We start from the raw sequence: 16,694 nt of genomic DNA on the forward strand, positions 1-16,694 counted from the left end.
TCTTATAAATACCCGCATGGAGCCGGCAGAAGCCTCGGGTCGCGCGCCCGCCTCACTTCGGGTATGTCGACTGCGCTGCCGCGCGACGGCGAGCACGGGACGGACGGCCCGTTCGGGCCGATCCGCGAGCTGGTCACGGCGCGAGAGGAGCACCTGAACGCCCCCGCCGCGAGGGTCCGGCCCGACGACGTTCAGGAGGCCCTCTCCGCGCTGCGGTCCGAGGCGGGGTACGACCACCTCGCCTGCGTCACGGCACAGGAGTACGAGGGCCGCTACGAGTCGATCTACCACTTGCGGTCGTACGACGACCCCACGCGGGAGCTCAGCGTCGTGGTCCCCGCCGACGGCGACGAGCCGGTCTCGGAGTCGGCGGCGCCGGTGTTCCGCACGGCGGACTGGCACGAGCGCGAGGCGTACGACCTCGTCGGCGTCGAGTACGACGACCACCCCGACCTGCGCCGGATCCTCCTGCCGGAGACGTGGCAGGGTCACCCGCTCTCGGCGGACTACGACAGAGACCGGCCGCAGATCGTCTCGCTCTCCGAGAACGAGCCGATCGAGCCCGGCTCCTCGGCGGCGGCCGGGAGCGACACGATGCTCCTCAACATCGGGCCGCATCACCCCGCGACCCACGGCGTCCTCCACCTCCAGGTGACGCTCGACGGCGAGGACGTGGTCGGCGTGGAGCCGGACATCGGCTACATCCACCGGTGCGAGGAGCAGATGGCCCAGTCGGGGACGTACCGCCACCAGATCATGCCGTACCCGGACCGCTGGGACTGGGGCGGCGGCGGCCTGCTCAACGAGTGGGCCTACGCGCGCGTCGCCGAGGACCTCGCGGACATCGAGGTGCCCGAGTACGCGCAGGTGATCCGCACCATGGCCGCGGAGCTCAGTCGCGTCCTCTCGCACATGCTGGCGATGGGGGCGTACGCGCTCGACGTGATCGGCGACTTCACGGCGACGTTCATGTACGCCATCCAGGAGCGCGAGCGCGTCCAGGACCTGCTGGAGGACCTGACCGGCCAGCGGCTGATGTTCAATTACTTCCGGCTCGGCGGCGTCGCGTGGGACCTCCCCGAGCCCCGCGAGGAGTTCCTCCGGGGCGTCCGCGAGTACCTCGACGGGCTCCCGCGCCGGATCGAGGAGTACCACGACCTCCTGACGCGGAACGAGATCCTCCAGATCCGCACGGTCGACACCGGGACGCTCCCGCCCGAGGTCGCGAAGGAGTACGGGACTACCGGGCCGGTCCTCCGGGGCTCGGGCGTCGACTACGACCTGCGCCGCGACGACCCCTACGGCTACTACGACGAGCTCGACTGGGACGTGGTGACCGAGGACGGCTGCGACAACTACAGCCGCCTGCTCGTCCGGATGCGGGAGGTCGAGGAGTCCGCGAAGATCGTCGAGCAGTGCGTCGACCTGCTCGACGGCTGGCCCGAGGGCGAACGGACCGTCCAGGCGAACGTGCCGCGGACGATCCGTCCGGACGACGACACGGAGGTCTACCGCGCGGTCGAGGCCGCGAAGGGCGAACTCGGAATTTACATCCGCGCCGACGGGACAGACGAGCCCGCCCGGTTCAAGATCCGCGGCCCGTCGTTCTCGAACCTCCAGGCGCTCCCCGAGATGGCCGAGGGCGAGTCGATCCCGGACCTGATCGCGTCGCTGGGGAGCTTAGACACGATCATGGGCGAGGTCGACCGGTGAGGCCGTCCGAGCGACGAGCCGGCGGCTCGGCGGTGTAGGGCGACCGCCGCTACGGCGCGGACGTTGAAAGGCGACCGCCTCGCGCGAACGCGAGACGACCGGTGGTGTCGCACGCCGGCGGCCGGTCGAGTAGTCCTCGGCCGGCCGGGTATATAACCCCTCGTTTACTCCGGGCGGTGGACCTCGCCGTCGCGCGAGTCGGCGTCCTTCCGGCGGAGCGCGGCGGCGGCGTTGTTCGCGTCGTAGCCGAAGAACACGTCCTTCGCGTACGTCTCGGCCACCTCGGCGGCGTGGATCAGGTCGTCGACGTCGACCTCGACGGCGTACAGCTCCAGCGAGAACGGCGTCTCCGGCGGCGCGCCGTGGAGGTCGTAGTCGCCGCCGAGCCGCGAGCGGAACCCCCGGGCGATGGTCTCCAGCCAGTAGGTCGTCGCGTACTCGGTGTCGTACAGCGGGACGACGAACTCGTCGACGTGGTCGGCGAGCCGGTCGAGGTCGAGGCCGGCGCGCTCGTAGAGGTGGTCGGGGTAGGGGTCGGGGTACAGCGTGAGCAGGAGCCGCCCGGGGACGAGGTCGGCCGCCTCGGCGACGAACTCGGTGATCACGTCGGCGCGCCAGTCGGCGAAGTCGTCGCGGTCGCTCTCGGCGAACAGGCGCTCGCAGCGGTCGCAGTGACAGAACCCCTCGCGGGGGAACCCCACGTCGTCGAGGCGCACGTCCCCGTTCGCGTCCGCGCAGTCCGCGATGATCTCGAACAGCCCCTCGCGGTACTCGGGGTGCGTCGGGCAGATGTACGCCCAGTCGAAGTAGTCGCGGTCGCGGGTCGCCGGCTCGCCGCGCTCGTCCACCGGGACGAGGTCCTCGTTCTCGCTCGCGGCGGCGTTGTCGCCGAAACACGACACCATGTTCACGGCGTTCGGCAGCGGCTCGGCCGCCCGGCCCGTGACGTCTTTCACCTCGTAGAAGCCGAGGTCGAACGGCTCCATCTCGACCTCGTCGGCGTTGCGCGTGACGACCCCGTACATGGCCTCGGCTACGTGGCTGGTCGGTAAAAACGGACGGTCTCGCGGCGATCGATCGCGATGCGACTCAGCGGTTCGTGCGGTCCGGTACGCGAGACGGCCCGAGGAGGGCGCGAGTCCGGCCGCGTTACAGAAATTCGAGGAGAAAGCCCACGACTTCAGTGGTGAGATGAATCCGACTACACATGACACAATCCATCCGCGATAGCCGACCGAGCGTTGATATAAGAACAAGACCTAATATAGAGTGATATTTATCTAATCGTATGCCACGAGGGTACAGTCGAGAGCGAACATTGGTACGCAACCTCCACTACCACTTCGTGTGGTGTTCGAAGTACCGCAAGCCGGTGCTGACGGATGAGGTTGCCAACCGTCTTGACCAACTCATCGGCGAGAAAGCCGACGAGCTCGATCTCGACATCCTCCAACTGGCAATCCAACCCGACCACGTACACCTGTTCATCACGGGGAGTCCGAAACTCGCACCGAACAAAATCATTCAGCAGGTCAAGGGCTACACCTCACGGAACCTCCGCGAGGAGTTCGACTTCGGCCTCCCCTCGCTGTGGACGCGCTCGTACTTCGTCTCCAGCGCGGGCGAGGTGTCCAGCCAGGCCATCGAGGAGTACATCGAATCACAGACCGGACGATGACGATGCGTCGAGAAGTCACCACTACGGTACGGGTCAAACTCCACTCGCTCACCGAGCGGAAAGCCCGCCTCGTCGAACGCGAGTACACCGCGTTTCAAGACGCCGTTCACGGTGACGACGACGCGAACCTCTACTCCGCCACCAAGCAACAGGCGGGCAAAGTCCGGTCGAACAAGAACCCGCGAGCGGACACCGACCAACCCGTCGTCCTTCGTAACGACTGTATCACCATCGAACACGACGAAGACACTGTTCTCTCGTCGTGGTGGTTCAAACTCCCAGTCTACAACCCCGAGAAGGAACACGGGGATAGCGTCTGGGTGCCCGTTCGCGTCCCCGAAAAAGACACGCATCTGTTCACCGACGAGTGTATCCGCGATTCGGAACTCGTCCAGCGAGACGGCGAGTGGTACGTCCACCTCGTCTGTAAACGGTCTGTGGCCGTCGCAGACGCCTACGACGACGTACTCGCCGTCGATATGGGTGCGAAATGGATAGCCGTCAGCACGTTCCTCTCTGACCGTGACACCACGTTCCACGGCGCAGAAGTCCGTCGCGTCCGCGAACACTACAAGCAACTCCGCAAATCCATCGGAAAGAGGAAGGTGCGCTCCGGAGCGCAGGTCATGGAGCGCCTCGGTGACAAGGAATCCAGAACGGTCGAACACGAGTTGTATCAGGTGGCGAACGAACTGATCGCTCGCGCTCAGGAGCGCAACGCCGTCATCGTGTTCGGTGATATGACTGGGTTGCGAGTCGACAATGATGAGGGGCGGTACGTGAACGATAAGACCCACAAGATGCCGTACGCGAAAATGGCGAATATTCTCACATACAAAGCCCACCTCGATGGACGCGAGTGTATCTCAGTAAAGGAGCACAATACGTCCGTGACGTGCTGGCGGTGTGGATCGAAGAACACGAGTCGTGAGGTACAGGGGCGTCTGGAGTGTCACGACTGTGGGTTGGATGACAACGCGGATAAAAACGGGGCGTCGAATATTGGGCAACGAGCCGTCGGTAAGGACATCACGAGCCCGCTATCGACGGCGGGGGCTGTCGTGGCTCAGCCCGAAACGCAGGTCGTACTCGAAGGAACCAGCGGTGAGATGGAACCTGCGAACTCTCCCGAAGACGTGGGGCTAACCCTCAGTGAGGGAAGCCCACGACTTTAGTCGTGAGAGAAGTCACTCGACTTCGACCGGCTGCTTGTCGCCGGCGAAGAGGAAGTACGCGAGCGCGACGAGCGACAGCACGAGGACGAGCTTGGCTTTCTTGCTCATGTCCCACGGTTCGTGCGGCGGGCGCTAAAACTTACCGGAGCGATCGCGAACGGTGGCCGCACGCCGACCCCCGGTCGGCGTCTCAGACGTCGATGTGCTCGGCGATGTCGGACCGGAGGATCGTCGCGCAGTAGTCGCAGCGCACGCCGTCGGCGACCACGTCGAAGCGCGTCTCGACCGGCTCGCCGGCGTTCGTGATACAGTTGCGGTTCGGACAGGAGAGCACCCCGGTCACGCCGTCGGGTCGGGTGACGCGGTTCTTCTCGACCACCTCGAAGTCGCGGACGATGTTGATCGTCGCCTCCGGCGCGATGAGCGAGAGCACGTCGACCTCGGACTGCGACAGCTCCCGGTCTTCGACCTTCACGATGTCCTTGCGGCCGAGCCGGTCCGAGGGGACGTTCATGCCGACGGAGACGCCGAACCCCTCGGCGCCGTCGATGCCGAGGATGGCGAGGACGTTCAGCGCCTGCCCGGCCTCAACGTGGTCGATGACGGTGCCGTCGCGGATCTTCGAGACGCGGAGCTCGTGGTCGCTCATCGGTCCACCTCCAGTCCCTCGTCGCCGTCGTGGTTCGCGTTCTCTAAGAGGGTGTCCAACAGCGCCATCCGCACGGGAATGCCGTTGTGCGCCTGCTCGAAGTAGCGCGCGTGCTCGGTCTCGTCGACGTCGGGCGCGATCTCGTCGACGCGCGGGAGCGGATGCATGACGGTGAGGTCGTCGTCGGCCGCGTCGAGCGTCTCGGCGTCGATCTGATACTCGCCGGCGACGCGGTGGTACTCGTTCTCGTCGGGGAACCGCTCCTTCTGGATCCGGGTGACGTACAGCACGTCCAGCTCGTCGAGGACGGGCGCTAAGTCCTCGTGCTCGCGGATCTGCGCGCCCGTCTCGTGGAGGTCGAACCGGACCGACCGCGGGAGCCGCAGCGACTCGGGGCTGATGAAGTGCTGGTTGGCGTCGAACTCCGTGAGCGCGGCCGCCAGCGAGTGGACCGTCCGCCCGTACTTCAGGTCGCCCATGATCCCGATGGTGAGGTCGTCGAGCCCGTGGTCCTCGCGGATCGTGTGGAGGTCGAGCAGCGTCTGGGAGGGGTGCTGGCCAGCGCCGTCGCCGGCGTTGACGACGGGCACGTCCACGCGCTCGCCGGCCAGCGTCGCGGCGCCCTCGCTGGGGTGGCGCAGGACGAGGGCGTCCGCGTACCCCTCGATGACGCGGACGGTGTCGGACAGCGACTCGCCCTTCGAGACGGACGAGGAGTCGACGTCGCCCATGTCGATGGTGTTCATCCCGAGGCGCTTCGCCGCGCTGTCGAAGCTCATCCGCGTCCGCGTGCTGGGCTCGAAGAAACAGAGCGCGAGCACGCGACCGGCGTGCCGGTCCGCGTAGGCGGCGGGGTCGTCGGCGACCGCTCGGGCCCGGTCGAGCACGGCCTCGATGTCATCCCGCGAGAGCTGGGTCGCGGTGATGAGGTGGTCCTGTCGCATCGTCTGAGATGGGACTCGGCAGTATCTTGAATCCCTCGGCTCCGGCCGCAGCGCGGGTATTCACGGACGTGGGCACCGCCGAGACGACCGTTTCGATATCCGTAACGCCGCCCCGATCGCACGGGCCCGGAGAGCGGGTCGAGCGCCGACCGCCGCCGATCATAAGCCGCCGCGGCCCGAACTGGATCGTATGAGCGAGAACGACCCGGCCGACCTGCTCCCAAACGACCGCGTGAAGCAGAGCGCGCTCGACGGCGACGTGACGCAGCTCCACCGCGGGAACCGCTACGGCGACGAGGGCGACACCTTCGAGGTCGACGGCGCGACCTTCGAACTGACTGAGGTCACAGAGCGCACGCTCGGCGACATGACCGACGAAGACGCGAAGCGCGAGGGGTCGCCCTCGCTGGAGGCGTACAAAGAGCGGATGGTCCGCGCGCACGGCGGCAATTTCGAGTGGGACGACGACGCGGACGTGGTGCGACACCGCTTCGAACGGGTCGACGAGTAGCGACGCGACCGGCGCCGCCGAGCCGGCTCAGTCGTCGTCCGCGGCCGCGCCGTCGCCCTCCCCCGCGGCGGTCGCCGCGTCGTCCTCGATGCTCGGCGGGTACTTCCCGCGGTCGAGCTTCAGGTCCGACTGCGGGCGGGCCATACAGGTGAGCGCGTACTCCTCGGCCTCGTCGTCGGTGAGGCCGCGGGCCGCGGGCTGGGTCACCTCGCCCTCGACGATCTCCGCCGAGCAGGCGAGACACATCCCGACGCGGCAGGAGTACTCCTGAGCGATCCCCTCGTCGAAGCAGGCGCTGAGGATCGTCTCCGTGTCGGCCACCTCGATCGTCTCGCCGGTGCCGACGAACTCGACGGTGTACTCGGTCATGGCGCCGAGTACCCGCCGCCCCGTCAAAAAGGGTTCCCTCTATCTCGTCCCCGTCGCGGGGACGAAAGACGCGGGCGGCGACGCTCCGACGCGACCATCGCAACGACTAATCCCCCGCCGGACGCTTCCCGAGGTATGACCGGCAAGGCCACCGCGCGAGCCCACCCGATCCAGGGGCTCGTGAAGTACCACGGCATGCGCGACGAGGAGCTTCGGCTCCCGTACCACGACAGCATCAGCCTCTGTACCGCCCCGACCGCGACGACGACCACCGTCGAGTGGCAGCCGGACGCGAGCGAGGACACCTACGTCATCGGCGGCGAGGCGGTCGACGGGCGCGCCGCCGAGCGCATCGACATGGTGGTCGACCACGTCCGCGACCTGGCCGGGGTCGACGCCGCGGTCCGGCTGGAGAGCGAGAACTCCTTCCCGTCGAACATCGGCTTCGGCTCCTCGTCGTCCGGGTTCGCGGCCGCCGCGCTCGCCCTGACCGAGGCCGCCGGGCTCGACATGACGCTCCCCGAGGTCTCCACGGTCGCCCGCCGCGGCTCCTCGTCGGCGGCGCGCTCGGTGACGGGCGCGTACTCGCGGCTCGACGCCGGGCTCAACGACGAGGACTGCCGCTCGCACCGGCTCGACGTGGGCGTGAGCGACGCCGGCTTCGACCCCGAGGAGGACCTCCGGATCGTCGCCGCCCACGTCCCCGCGTACAAGGAGACGGAGGAGGCGCACCGCGAGGCCGCCGCGAGCCACATGATGCAGGCGCGGACCGCGCACGTCCAGGACCAACTCGTCGAGATGACCGACGCGCTCCGCGCGGGCTCCTTCGAGCGGATCTTCGAGACCGCCGAGCACGACTCGCTGTCGCTGACGGCCACGACGATGACCGGGCCCGCGGGGTGGGTGTACTGGCAGCCCGAGACGATCGCCGTGTTCAACGCGGTCCGCGAGCTGCGCGAGTCGGGCGTCCCGGTCTACTTCTCGACGGACACCGGCGCGTCGGTGTACGTGAACACGCCCGCGGCCCACGCCGACGAGGTGGAGAGCCGGATCGCGGAGGTCGGGATCGACACCGACATCTGGGAGGTCGGCGGCCCGGCGCGCGTCCTCGACGAGAGCGAGGCGCTCTTCTGACGAACGGTCGAGAAATACGGTCGCCCCGGCGGCGACCCGAGTCCGCGGCGAGACGCGCCGACCGCGAGGCGCGGCCGCTTCAGTACGGCAGCACGCCGGTCACGGTGCCGAGCAGCGCGACCGCGACGGCGAGCGCCTGCGCGACGAAGAAGGCCTTCGAGGAGGCCCAGCCGAAGTACAGCAGCGCAGCCATCGGGACCGCGCCGATGACCGCCGGCCAGAGGCCCATCGTGAACAGGATCGCGAGGAGGCCGGTCGTCGCGAGGATGAGCACGTCCATGCCGAGCGAGACGAGGTTCCGTCGGCGGAGCTCCTCGGGGTCGAACATCCGCGCCAGCGACCCGCGCCGGTCGCCTCGGTCGTCCGCGGTCGAGGGCGACTCCATCGTCAGTTGCTAAGGGTCTCCTCGTGGGCGTCGTCGAGCGGCCCGACGATGTCCTCGGTCGGCGTGTCGGGCGTGGCCCACAGGCCCTTGAGGACCGACCAGAACTCCTGCTGGAACGGGTTCCCGAGCGCGTCGTCGAGGTCCGGCACGACCGTCACCTCGTCGGCGAGGTCGGGCAGGTTCGCCATCACCTGGATCTCGTAGGCGTCGTCCGGGACCTGCGTGTTGGACGCGATGAAGCCGCCCTCCTCGACCCAGACCTGCTGGCCCTCGGCGGAGACGAACGAGCTCAGCGCGTCGCGCGCGGCGTCGACGTTGTCCGAGTACTTCGGTACCGTGAACCAGTTGACCGACGAGGAGATGCCGTCGACGCCGGGCAGCCGGAACACGCCGAGGTCCGAGGGGTCCTCGACCGCGTCCTGCGCCGGCGTGAACGAGCCCATGAAGTACAGCGGGAGGCTGTTGTCCCAGAAGTACTCGTACTGGACGCCGAAGTCGCGGGTCTGACTGAAGTACCCCTCGTCGTGGAGCATCTTGATCTCGTCGAACGCCGCCGCGACCCGGTCGTCCGTGAAGGAGGCGTCTCCGCTGATGAGCCCCTGCTGGAGGGAGGCGCCGTCCTCCTGCCGCATGAAGAAGCCCTCGGTGATGTCGCTGAGCGGCCACCCGGTGCCGTTCCCGGAGGCGATGGGCGCGTCGACGCCGTCGATGGCGGCGATGTCGTCGAGCAGCGTCATGAACTCGTCCCAGCTCTCGGGCTCGGAGAGGCCGTGCTCGTCGAAGAACGACTTCCGGTACCAGAAGCCCGGCTTGAGGTCCATCTTGAACGGCGCGGCGTACACGTCGCCGTCGACGGTGACCCGCGAGGGGTCGACCGCGAAGTCGTCCGCGTTCCAGGCGTCGCCGACCGGCGCCAGGTGGCCGTTCTGCGCGTCGGAGATGATCCGCGCCGGCGAGGGCATCACGACGATGTCCGCGGAGGCGACGCCGGACTCGTAGTCCATGAGGGTCCCGGTGAGCAGGCTGTCGGTGTCGCGCGGGAAGTACTCCATGCTCATCCCGGTGTCCTCCTCCACGAAGCTCATCACCTTGCTGAACGACTCCTGCTCGCCGCCCGACCAGACGCCCGTGATTTCGAGGCCGCTCCCGCTTCCGCCGTCGCCCCCGTCGGAGCCGTCCGACCCGTCGGACCCGTCCCCGCCGTCGCCGCCGCCCCCGTCGCCCGAACAGCCCGCGAGCGCAACGCTCCCGAGCACCGACGCGGTGCCGGTCGTCTTCAGTACGTCCCGCCGCGTAGTACAGGATCGATCATCGGACATGTCGTCCGGATTCTTTGGTCCCACTTACTTCAAATTTGCTTATTAATTACCGCTATAGTTACTAACCAAAATCGAACGGGCCCGGAACGCGATCACGGCTATTTATGGGCGTATCGCGGGGTAGTGGGGGATATGACGGACGGAGCCGCCCCCGATTCCGCCGCCTCGAACCGCCCGAATCTCGTGCTCGTTCACTGTCACGACCTCGGTCAACACCTCGGCTGTTACGGGGCCGACGTCGACACGCCGAACATCGACCGGATCGCGGCCGACGGCGCGCGGCTGGCGAACAGCTTCTGTTCGGCCCCGCAGTGCTCGCCGAGCCGGTCCAGCATGATGACGGGCTACTACCCCCACGAGAACGGCGTCATGGGGCTCGCGCACATGGGCTGGGCGCTGGGCGACGAGTGGGAGACGCTGCCGAAGCGCCTCCGGAAGGCGGGCTACGAGACGGCGTTGCTCGGCTTCCAGCACGAGGTCCCGGACGACCCCGAGCGGCTCGGCTACGAGTACGTCGACAGCGGGACCAAGCGTGCGCTCGATCTCGTCGACGTCGTCGACGACTTCTTCGCCGAGCGCGCGGACGCCGACGAGCCGTTCTTCGTCTCCGTCGGGATCGAGGAACCGCACCGCCCCTTCCGCCGGGAGTATCTCTCCGACGAGACGTACGACGCGTACGACCCCGACGAAGTCCCGCTCGACGACTTCCCGTACCTCCCGGACGCGCCCGGCGTCCGCGAGGACGTCGCCGACCTCCGGTCGGTGATCTCGGAGGTGCTCGACCCGGCGGTGGGCCGCTACCGCGAGTCGCTCGCCGACCACGGGCTGGCCGAGGAGACGGTGTTCGTCTTCACGACCGACCACGGGCTCGCGATGCCGCGCGCGAAGGGCACCTGTTACGACCCCGGCATCGAGACCGCGCTCCTCGTCCACCAGCCGGGCGTCGTCGAGGGCGGCGCCGTCCACGACGCGCTCGTTACCAACGTCGACTTCGCACCGACGATGCTGGACCTGCTCGGCGTCGACCCGCCGACGGACGTCTCCGGCGAGTCGTTCGCGCCGCTGCTCCGCGGGGAGCCGCACGACGGCCGGGACCGCGTCTTCGCCGAGATGACGTGGCACGACCGGTACAACCCGATCCGCGTCGTCCGGACGGAGCGGTACAAGTACGTCCGCAACTTCTCCGTGCTCCCGCGGGTGTTCGTCCCGATGGACGTAGCGCCGACGGCCTCGGGCCGGGAGGTCCACGAGGAGTTCCACGTCCCGCAGCGCCCGACCGAGGAGCTGTACGACCTGGCGGCCGACCCCGCGGAGTCGGAGAACCTCGCGTCGGACAAGAAGCCCTTCGAGGCGGCGGCCGAGGCAAGCGACCCGGACCCCGACCACGCCGACGCCCTCGACCGGCTTCGCGACGAACTGGAGGCCTGGATGGAGGCGACCGACGACCCGCTCCTCGACGGCCCCGTCCCGTACCCCGACGTGGCGTGAGCGGCTCGCCGCCGGTCGGTCGTCGGCGCCGGGGGCCTCGCGGCCCGGGCGTCTCGGACTCGGTGATTTTTATACACCGAAGTAGTTAATTGATCGTCATGGACACCGAGGAACTCCTGGAGACGCTCCAGGCCGCCGATCTCTCTTACTATCAGGCGAACGCGTACGTCACGCTGCTTGAGCTGGGGACCGCGTCCGCGACAGAGGTCGCGCAGGCCAGCGACGTGCCGGACGCGCGGATCTACGACGTGCTCCGCGACCTCGACGACCTCGGGTACGTGGAGCTGTACGAACAGGAGACGTTCCAGGCGCGCGCGACCGACCCCGAGACCATCGTCGCCGGGCTCACGGACCGGGCGAGCGCGTTCGAGTCGGCGGCCGAGGAGATCGAGGAGCGCTACGAGCGACCGACCCTCGACACCCAGACGGTCAGCATCGTCAAGCGGTTCGACACGGTGCTGGAGGCGGCCCGCACGTTCGTCCGCGACGCCGACACGCAGGTCCACGCGACGCTCACCCGCGACCAGTTCGAGGCGCTCCGGGGCGACCTCTCCGACGCCCGCGACCGCGGCGTCACGGTCAACGTCACGATCCTCGCCCGAGACGGGGACGACCCCCTCGACGACGACGACTTCGAGGGCGCCGTGACCGTCGCCCATCGGCTCTCCCGCCCCGCCCCGTTCGTCCTCACCTCCGACCTCCGGCGCACGGCGTTCGCGCCCAACCCCGCGGCGGTCGAGGACTACGGGCTGATCCTCCGTAACCGCTCGTTCACCTACGTCTTCTTCTGGCACTCCCTGCTTTTCATGTGGCTCCCCTCGCCCGTGGCGTACGAGGCCGACGAGGCGGGCCCGAAGCGGTACGCCGACATCCGGCAGTTCCTGCTGGAGAACCGCGACCGGATCCGCGGCGACGAGCCGCTCCACGTTGAGGTCGAGGGGCGCGAGACCGACGGCGACCGGTCGGTGACCCTCTCCGGCGAGGTCGTCGAGGCCGAACACCTCTCGGACGCCGACGGCGACGCGGACAGCGCCCCCACGGTGATGGCGCTGACGGGCACCGCCTCCATGGTCGTCGACGACGGCGAAACGCGCTGGACCGTCGGCGGCTGGGGCGCGACCTACGAGGACGTGGAGGCCGACCGGATCCGCGTGACCGGGGCCGCGCCGGTGAGCGGGGCCGAACCGGCGGAGTGAGGGCGGGCGGGGCGCCCGCGGTCGCACCCCGTCGCGCGGCGGGCGGATTTATGCTGGCGGCGCCCGTCGATCGGTCCCGCATGCCACCTCGACCCTCGACCTTCTCGATCGCCGCCCGCGACCCCGAGACCGACGCGGTCGGCGTCGCGGTCCAGTCGAAGTTCGTCGGCGTCGGCGCCGTCGTCCCGTTCGTCAGCGCGGACGCGGGCGCGGTGGCCACCCAGAGCTTCGCGAACGTCGCCTACGGCCCCGACGGGCTCGACCTCCTCCGCGAGGGCCGCGCTCCGGCCGAGGCGATCGACCGGCTCACGGCCGCCGACGACGAGGCGCCGTCGCGACAGGTCGGCGTCGTCGGCGTCGACCCCGACGACGAGCCCGCCGCGTTCACCGGCGACGAGTGCCACGACCACGCCGGCGACCGGCAGGGCGACCACTACACGGTCCAGGGGAACATCTTAGAGAACGCCGACACCCTCGACGCGATGGCGGAGGCGTTCGAGGAGACCGAGGGCGGCCTCCCGGAGCGGCTCATCGCCGCACTCCACGCGGGCAACGAGGCCGGCGGCGACAAGCGCGGCGAGCAGTCCGCGGCGCTGTACGTCGCCAAGCCCGAGGGCGGCTACGACGGGAAGAACGACCGCTGGGTCGACGTGCGCGTCGACGACCACGAGCGACCGATCGACGAGTTGGAGCGCGTGTTCAAGATATACGACGTGACCCTCCTCGAACGCGAGGCCCCAGACGAGACCCGCGAGCTCTCCGGGGAGACCGCGGTCGCGGTCCAGTCGGCGCTCGCCGACCTCGGCTTCTACGACGGCGAGCCGAGCGCGGAGTTCGGCGACGACGCCCGCGAGGCCCTGGAGTCGTTCCGCGGCATGAACAACTTCGAGAACCACTCGCTCGCGGTGCTGGAGGACGCGGTCTCGCGCGGCTGGGCGGCCGCCGACGGCGACGGCGACCCCGAGACGCGACTCGTGGACGCCATCTGGCACGGGCTCTCCAGGCTCGACCGGGCCTGACGCCTCGACCGGGCCCGACGCCGCCCCGACACCGTCTCTCGCCCCGAGCGCGGTCGGACCGGGCCGGTCGACTTTTGCCCGTTCGCGTCAGAGCGGGACCATGACCATCGCACCCGACGACGTCGCGGACCTCATCGAGGAGCACCTCCCGGACGCGGTCGCCAGCGTGACCGCGCCGCGGGTCCACGACGACGAGGACGAGGACGCCCACTTCGCGGCCGTCGTCGTCTCGCCCGCCTTCGAGGGGGAGTCGCTCGTCGACCAGCACCAGCTGGTGTACGACGCGGTCGGCGACCACATGACGCGGTCCGTCCACGCCCTGGAGATCAAGACGTACACCCCCGAGGCGTACGCGGAACACGGCGACGGGACCCTCGACGACGAGCTCACCGAGGCCGGGCTGCTCCCGGCCGGGAGCGAGTGAGGATGGACCCGTGAACGCCGTCGTCGGCCTCGCCCTCATCGGCGCCGTCGCGTGGGGGTGCTGGGCGGTGCTCGCCGACGTCGCCACGCGGTCGATGGCGCCGGAGGCGGCGATGATCGTCTCTTACGCCGTCGGGATCGGCGTCGCCTCCCTGTACGTCCTCTACCGCGGGTCGACCGTCCTGGGGAATGACCCGACCGCGCTGGGCATCGCGGCGCTCGCCGGCGTCGCCTCCGGCGTCGGTGCGGTCGCGTACTACGCCGCGCTCCAGGCCGGCGCCGCGGGGATCGCGACCACGGTCACCGCGCTGTACTTCGTCGTCGCGGCGGTCCTCGGGGTCGCCGTGCTCGGCGAGTCGCTGGCGCTCAGCGACGTCGCTGGCATCGGCGCCGCGGTCCTCGCCGTCGTCCTCATCGCCTACTGACCGCCGTCGCCGTCCTCCGCGTCGCCGCCGCCCTCCGCGTCGTCGTCGCCCATCGTCGGGGTCGACGCCGCGTCCCTCGCGCCCGACTCGGCGTCGGCGTCCGCCTCCCCCGCGACGCGGTCGGCGACCAGTTCGGCCAGCGGGTCGACCGTGACCGTCAGGCGGGCGACGAGGAACACCACGGGAACGAGCGCGACGAACAGGAACGCGGCGTCGTACGCCCACGCGGCGCCGTCCAGGACGGGGACCGCGACGCCCGCGAGCCCGCGGTACGCGACGAGGACGGCCCCGAAGACGACGAGCCAGTGGACGACACCGCCCGCGTTCTCGACGATCCGGTCCGATCGGGCGTCACCCTCCGACTCCGGTTCGCCCAGCGCCAGCCGCGTCAGCAGCGCGAACTTCGGCGCCGCGTACAGGAGGATGCCCGCCACCGCGAGCGCGACGACCGCCGTCGCGACGGCGGCGAACGTCACGGGCGCGAACGGGACGAGCCGGTCGACGCCCGGCAGCAGTGTGACGACCGCGAGGACGCCGACTATCGCCAGCGCGCCGATCAATAGCTTGCTCGTCGACCGGACGGTGTCGCGGTCGAGCGCCGTTCCGATCGCTGAGTCGTTCGAGCTCATGTGCGCCCGGCCGTTGCGGACGGACCGGCATATAAGCCGGAAGCGTTTGCGCCGATTTTCGGCCGTTTTCGCTCGGGTTAACGCCTCGCTACGTCATCGTCTCGCGGTAGCAATTGCCTCGGTAGCAGTCCGCACGATCCCGCGCGCTGCCGGCTTCCAGTACCTTTTACAGCGTCTCGCGGGAAGGTCGGCGCATGGGTGACGACTACCGCACGGAAGAGGACAGCCTCGGCGAGATGCAGGTGCCGGCGGACGCCTACTGGGGCGCACAGACCCAGCGCGCCGTCGAGAACTTCCCCGTCTCGGGGATCCCGATGAGTCGACGGTTCATCCGCGCGCTCGGCGTCGTGAAGAAGGCGGCCGCGCAGGCGAACCGCGACCTCGGGCTCATCGAGGACGACACCGCGGAGGCGATCGTCGCCGCCGCCGACGAGGTGATCGCGGGCGACCACGACGACCAGTTCCCGGTCGACGTGTTCCAGACCGGCTCCGGCACCTCCTCGAACATGAACGCCAACGAGGTGATCGCCAACCGCGCCGCCGAGATCGCGGGCGCGGAGATTGGCGACCGCGTCGTCCACCCCAACGACCACGTCAACTACGGCCAGTCGTCGAACGACGTGATCCCCACGGCGATGCACGTCGCCGCGCTGGAGGCGGTCGAGAAGGACCTCGTGCCGGCCTTAGAGACGCTTCACGCCGAGCTGGAGGCGAAGGAGGCGGAGTTCGACGGCGTCGTCAAGACCGGCCGAACCCACCTTCAGGACGCCACCCCGATCCGGCTCGGCCAGGAGTTCGGCGGCTACCGCACGCAGGTCGCGAAGGGCATCGAGCGCGCCGAGGGCGTCCAGTCGAACCTCCGCGAGCTCGCCCTCGGCGGCACCGCGGTCGGGACCGGGCTCAACACCCACCCCGACTTCCCGGAGCTCGCCGCGGAGTACATCTCCGACGAGACCGGGACCGAGTTCCGCGAGGCGGCGAACCACTTCGAGGCGCAGGCGGCCCACGACGCGATGGCTGAGGGCCACGGCGCGCTCAAGACGATCGCCGGCAGCCTCAACAAGATGGCCAACGACCTCCGGCTCCTCGCCTCCGGGCCGCGGAACGGCCTGGGCGAGATCGAGCAGCCCGAGAACCAGCCCGGCTCCTCGATCATGCCCGGGAAGATCAACCCGGTCGTCGCCGAGTCGGTCAACCAGGTCCACAAGCAGGTCGTCGGCAACGACGCCGCCGTCTCCGCGGGCGCCGCGCGCGGCGAGATCGACCTGAACCTCTACAAGCCCGTCATCGCGCACAACTTCCTCGAATCGGCGGAGCTGCTCTCGAACGTCGCCGAGACGTTCGGCGAGCGCTTCGTCGGGAAGCTGGAGGCCAACGAGGAGTTCGCCCGCGAGCGCGTCGAGCAGTCGATGGCGCTGGCGACGGCGCTCAACCCCGCGATCGGCTACGACAAGGCCAGTACGGTCGCGAAGACGGCGCTAAAGGAGGGCAAGAGCGTCCGCGAGGCCGCGGTCGAGGCCGGCTACCTCACCGAGGAGGAGGCCGACGAGGTCCTCGACCCCGAGGCGATGACTCACCGCGTCATCCTCGGCGACGAGGACTGACCGGGTCGAGCGTCCCCCCGAGAGGCCTCCTCC

Annotated in this window: 18 protein-coding genes; 11 read left to right on the forward strand and 7 right to left on the reverse strand. The window is 69.2% G+C overall.

Features of this window, described 5'->3' with window-relative positions:
- Positions 1–63: 63 nt before the first annotated feature.
- Positions 64–1,713 (forward strand): NADH-quinone oxidoreductase subunit D, encoded by a 1,650-nt coding sequence (locus EXE44_RS05470; RefSeq protein ID WP_137716290.1) that lies wholly within the window; start codon positions 64–66, stop codon positions 1,711–1,713.
- Positions 1,714–1,877: 164 nt separating this feature from the next.
- Here EXE44_RS05470 and EXE44_RS05475 read toward each other — a convergent pair whose 3' ends face one another.
- Positions 1,878–2,738 carry a hypothetical protein gene (locus EXE44_RS05475; protein ID WP_137716291.1) on the reverse strand — a complete coding sequence of 287 codons (861 nt, stop codon included), beginning with the start codon at positions 2,736–2,738 and terminating at the stop codon, positions 1,878–1,880.
- Between the two features lie 263 nt (positions 2,739–3,001).
- Between EXE44_RS05475 and tnpA the strand changes: the two genes are divergently transcribed.
- The gene (gene tnpA / locus EXE44_RS05480) at positions 3,002–3,391 is read left to right on the forward strand and encodes an IS200/IS605 family transposase (protein ID WP_137716292.1); all 390 of its coding nucleotides are present in this window, start codon (positions 3,002–3,004) and stop codon (positions 3,389–3,391) included.
- A 2-nt stretch (positions 3,392–3,393) separates the two neighbouring features.
- Entirely contained in the window at positions 3,394–4,566 is a 1,173-nt protein-coding gene (locus EXE44_RS05485; protein ID WP_137716293.1) for an RNA-guided endonuclease TnpB family protein, read from the forward strand.
- 190 nt (positions 4,567–4,756) lie between these two features.
- On the opposite strand, the gene pyrI is transcribed toward EXE44_RS05485, so the two are convergent.
- Positions 4,757–5,215: an aspartate carbamoyltransferase regulatory subunit gene (gene pyrI / locus EXE44_RS05490; protein WP_137716294.1), complete on the reverse strand. Its 459-nt coding sequence runs from the start codon at positions 5,213–5,215 to the stop codon at positions 4,757–4,759.
- Positions 5,212–6,159, reverse strand: coding sequence for an aspartate carbamoyltransferase (gene pyrB / locus EXE44_RS05495; protein ID WP_121564575.1), 948 nt, complete (start codon positions 6,157–6,159; stop codon positions 5,212–5,214). The genes pyrI and pyrB overlap by 4 nt, the downstream gene beginning before the upstream one ends.
- A gap of 190 nt (positions 6,160–6,349) precedes the next feature.
- Here pyrB and EXE44_RS05500 point away from each other — a divergent pair, with 190 nt between their 5' ends.
- Complete coding sequence (locus EXE44_RS05500; RefSeq protein WP_137716295.1) at positions 6,350–6,670, forward strand: ASCH domain-containing protein; 321 nt, start codon at positions 6,350–6,352, stop codon at positions 6,668–6,670.
- A 27-nt stretch (positions 6,671–6,697) separates the two neighbouring features.
- Here EXE44_RS05500 and EXE44_RS05505 read toward each other — a convergent pair whose 3' ends face one another.
- Complete coding sequence (locus tag EXE44_RS05505) at positions 6,698–7,039, reverse strand: 2Fe-2S iron-sulfur cluster-binding protein (protein WP_137716296.1); 342 nt, start codon at positions 7,037–7,039, stop codon at positions 6,698–6,700.
- Positions 7,040–7,174: 135 nt separating this feature from the next.
- On the opposite strand from EXE44_RS05505, the gene mvaD reads away from it, so the two are divergent.
- A complete protein-coding gene (gene mvaD, locus EXE44_RS05510; protein WP_137716297.1) occupies positions 7,175–8,173 on the forward strand; it encodes a phosphomevalonate decarboxylase MvaD in 999 nt (332 codons plus the stop codon).
- Between the two features lie 79 nt (positions 8,174–8,252).
- Here mvaD and EXE44_RS05515 read toward each other — a convergent pair whose 3' ends face one another.
- Positions 8,253–8,558, reverse strand: coding sequence for a hypothetical protein (locus EXE44_RS05515; RefSeq protein ID WP_121564582.1), 306 nt, complete (start codon positions 8,556–8,558; stop codon positions 8,253–8,255).
- A gap of 2 nt (positions 8,559–8,560) precedes the next feature.
- Positions 8,561–9,814, reverse strand: a complete 1,254-nt coding sequence (locus tag EXE44_RS05520; RefSeq protein ID WP_137716391.1) for an ABC transporter substrate-binding protein — start codon at positions 9,812–9,814, stop codon at positions 8,561–8,563.
- 195 nt (positions 9,815–10,009) lie between these two features.
- On the opposite strand from EXE44_RS05520, the gene EXE44_RS05525 reads away from it, so the two are divergent.
- The 5 genes from EXE44_RS05525 (at position 10,010) to EXE44_RS05545 (ending at position 14,428) form a co-directional block, all read left to right on the forward strand.
- A complete protein-coding gene (locus EXE44_RS05525; RefSeq protein ID WP_137716298.1) occupies positions 10,010–11,365 on the forward strand; it encodes a sulfatase in 1,356 nt (451 codons plus the stop codon).
- Between the two features lie 98 nt (positions 11,366–11,463).
- Positions 11,464–12,561, forward strand: a complete 1,098-nt coding sequence (locus tag EXE44_RS05530; protein WP_137716299.1) for a TrmB family transcriptional regulator — start codon at positions 11,464–11,466, stop codon at positions 12,559–12,561.
- Between the two features lie 80 nt (positions 12,562–12,641).
- Entirely contained in the window at positions 12,642–13,580 is a 939-nt protein-coding gene (locus EXE44_RS05535; protein ID WP_137716300.1) for a DUF1028 domain-containing protein, read from the forward strand.
- A gap of 100 nt (positions 13,581–13,680) precedes the next feature.
- A complete protein-coding gene (locus EXE44_RS05540) occupies positions 13,681–14,004 on the forward strand; it encodes a BolA family protein (protein WP_121564592.1) in 324 nt (107 codons plus the stop codon).
- A gap of 10 nt (positions 14,005–14,014) precedes the next feature.
- Positions 14,015–14,428, forward strand: coding sequence for an EamA family transporter (locus tag EXE44_RS05545; protein ID WP_137716301.1), 414 nt, complete (start codon positions 14,015–14,017; stop codon positions 14,426–14,428).
- Here the strand turns inward: EXE44_RS05545 and EXE44_RS05550 are convergent.
- Positions 14,422–15,057, reverse strand: a complete 636-nt coding sequence (locus EXE44_RS05550) for a hypothetical protein (protein ID WP_137716302.1) — start codon at positions 15,055–15,057, stop codon at positions 14,422–14,424. The two genes, EXE44_RS05545 and EXE44_RS05550, sit on opposite strands and share 7 nt — an antisense overlap.
- A gap of 194 nt (positions 15,058–15,251) precedes the next feature.
- Between EXE44_RS05550 and EXE44_RS05555 the strand changes: the two genes are divergently transcribed.
- The gene (locus EXE44_RS05555; protein WP_137716303.1) at positions 15,252–16,661 is read left to right on the forward strand and encodes an aspartate ammonia-lyase; all 1,410 of its coding nucleotides are present in this window, start codon (positions 15,252–15,254) and stop codon (positions 16,659–16,661) included.
- Positions 16,662–16,694: the final 33 nt, after the last annotated feature.

Origin of the sequence: Halorubrum sp. SS7, assembly GCF_005435055.1 — an archaeon.
Lineage (GTDB): Archaea > Halobacteriota > Halobacteria > Halobacteriales > Haloferacaceae > Halorubrum > Halorubrum salinarum.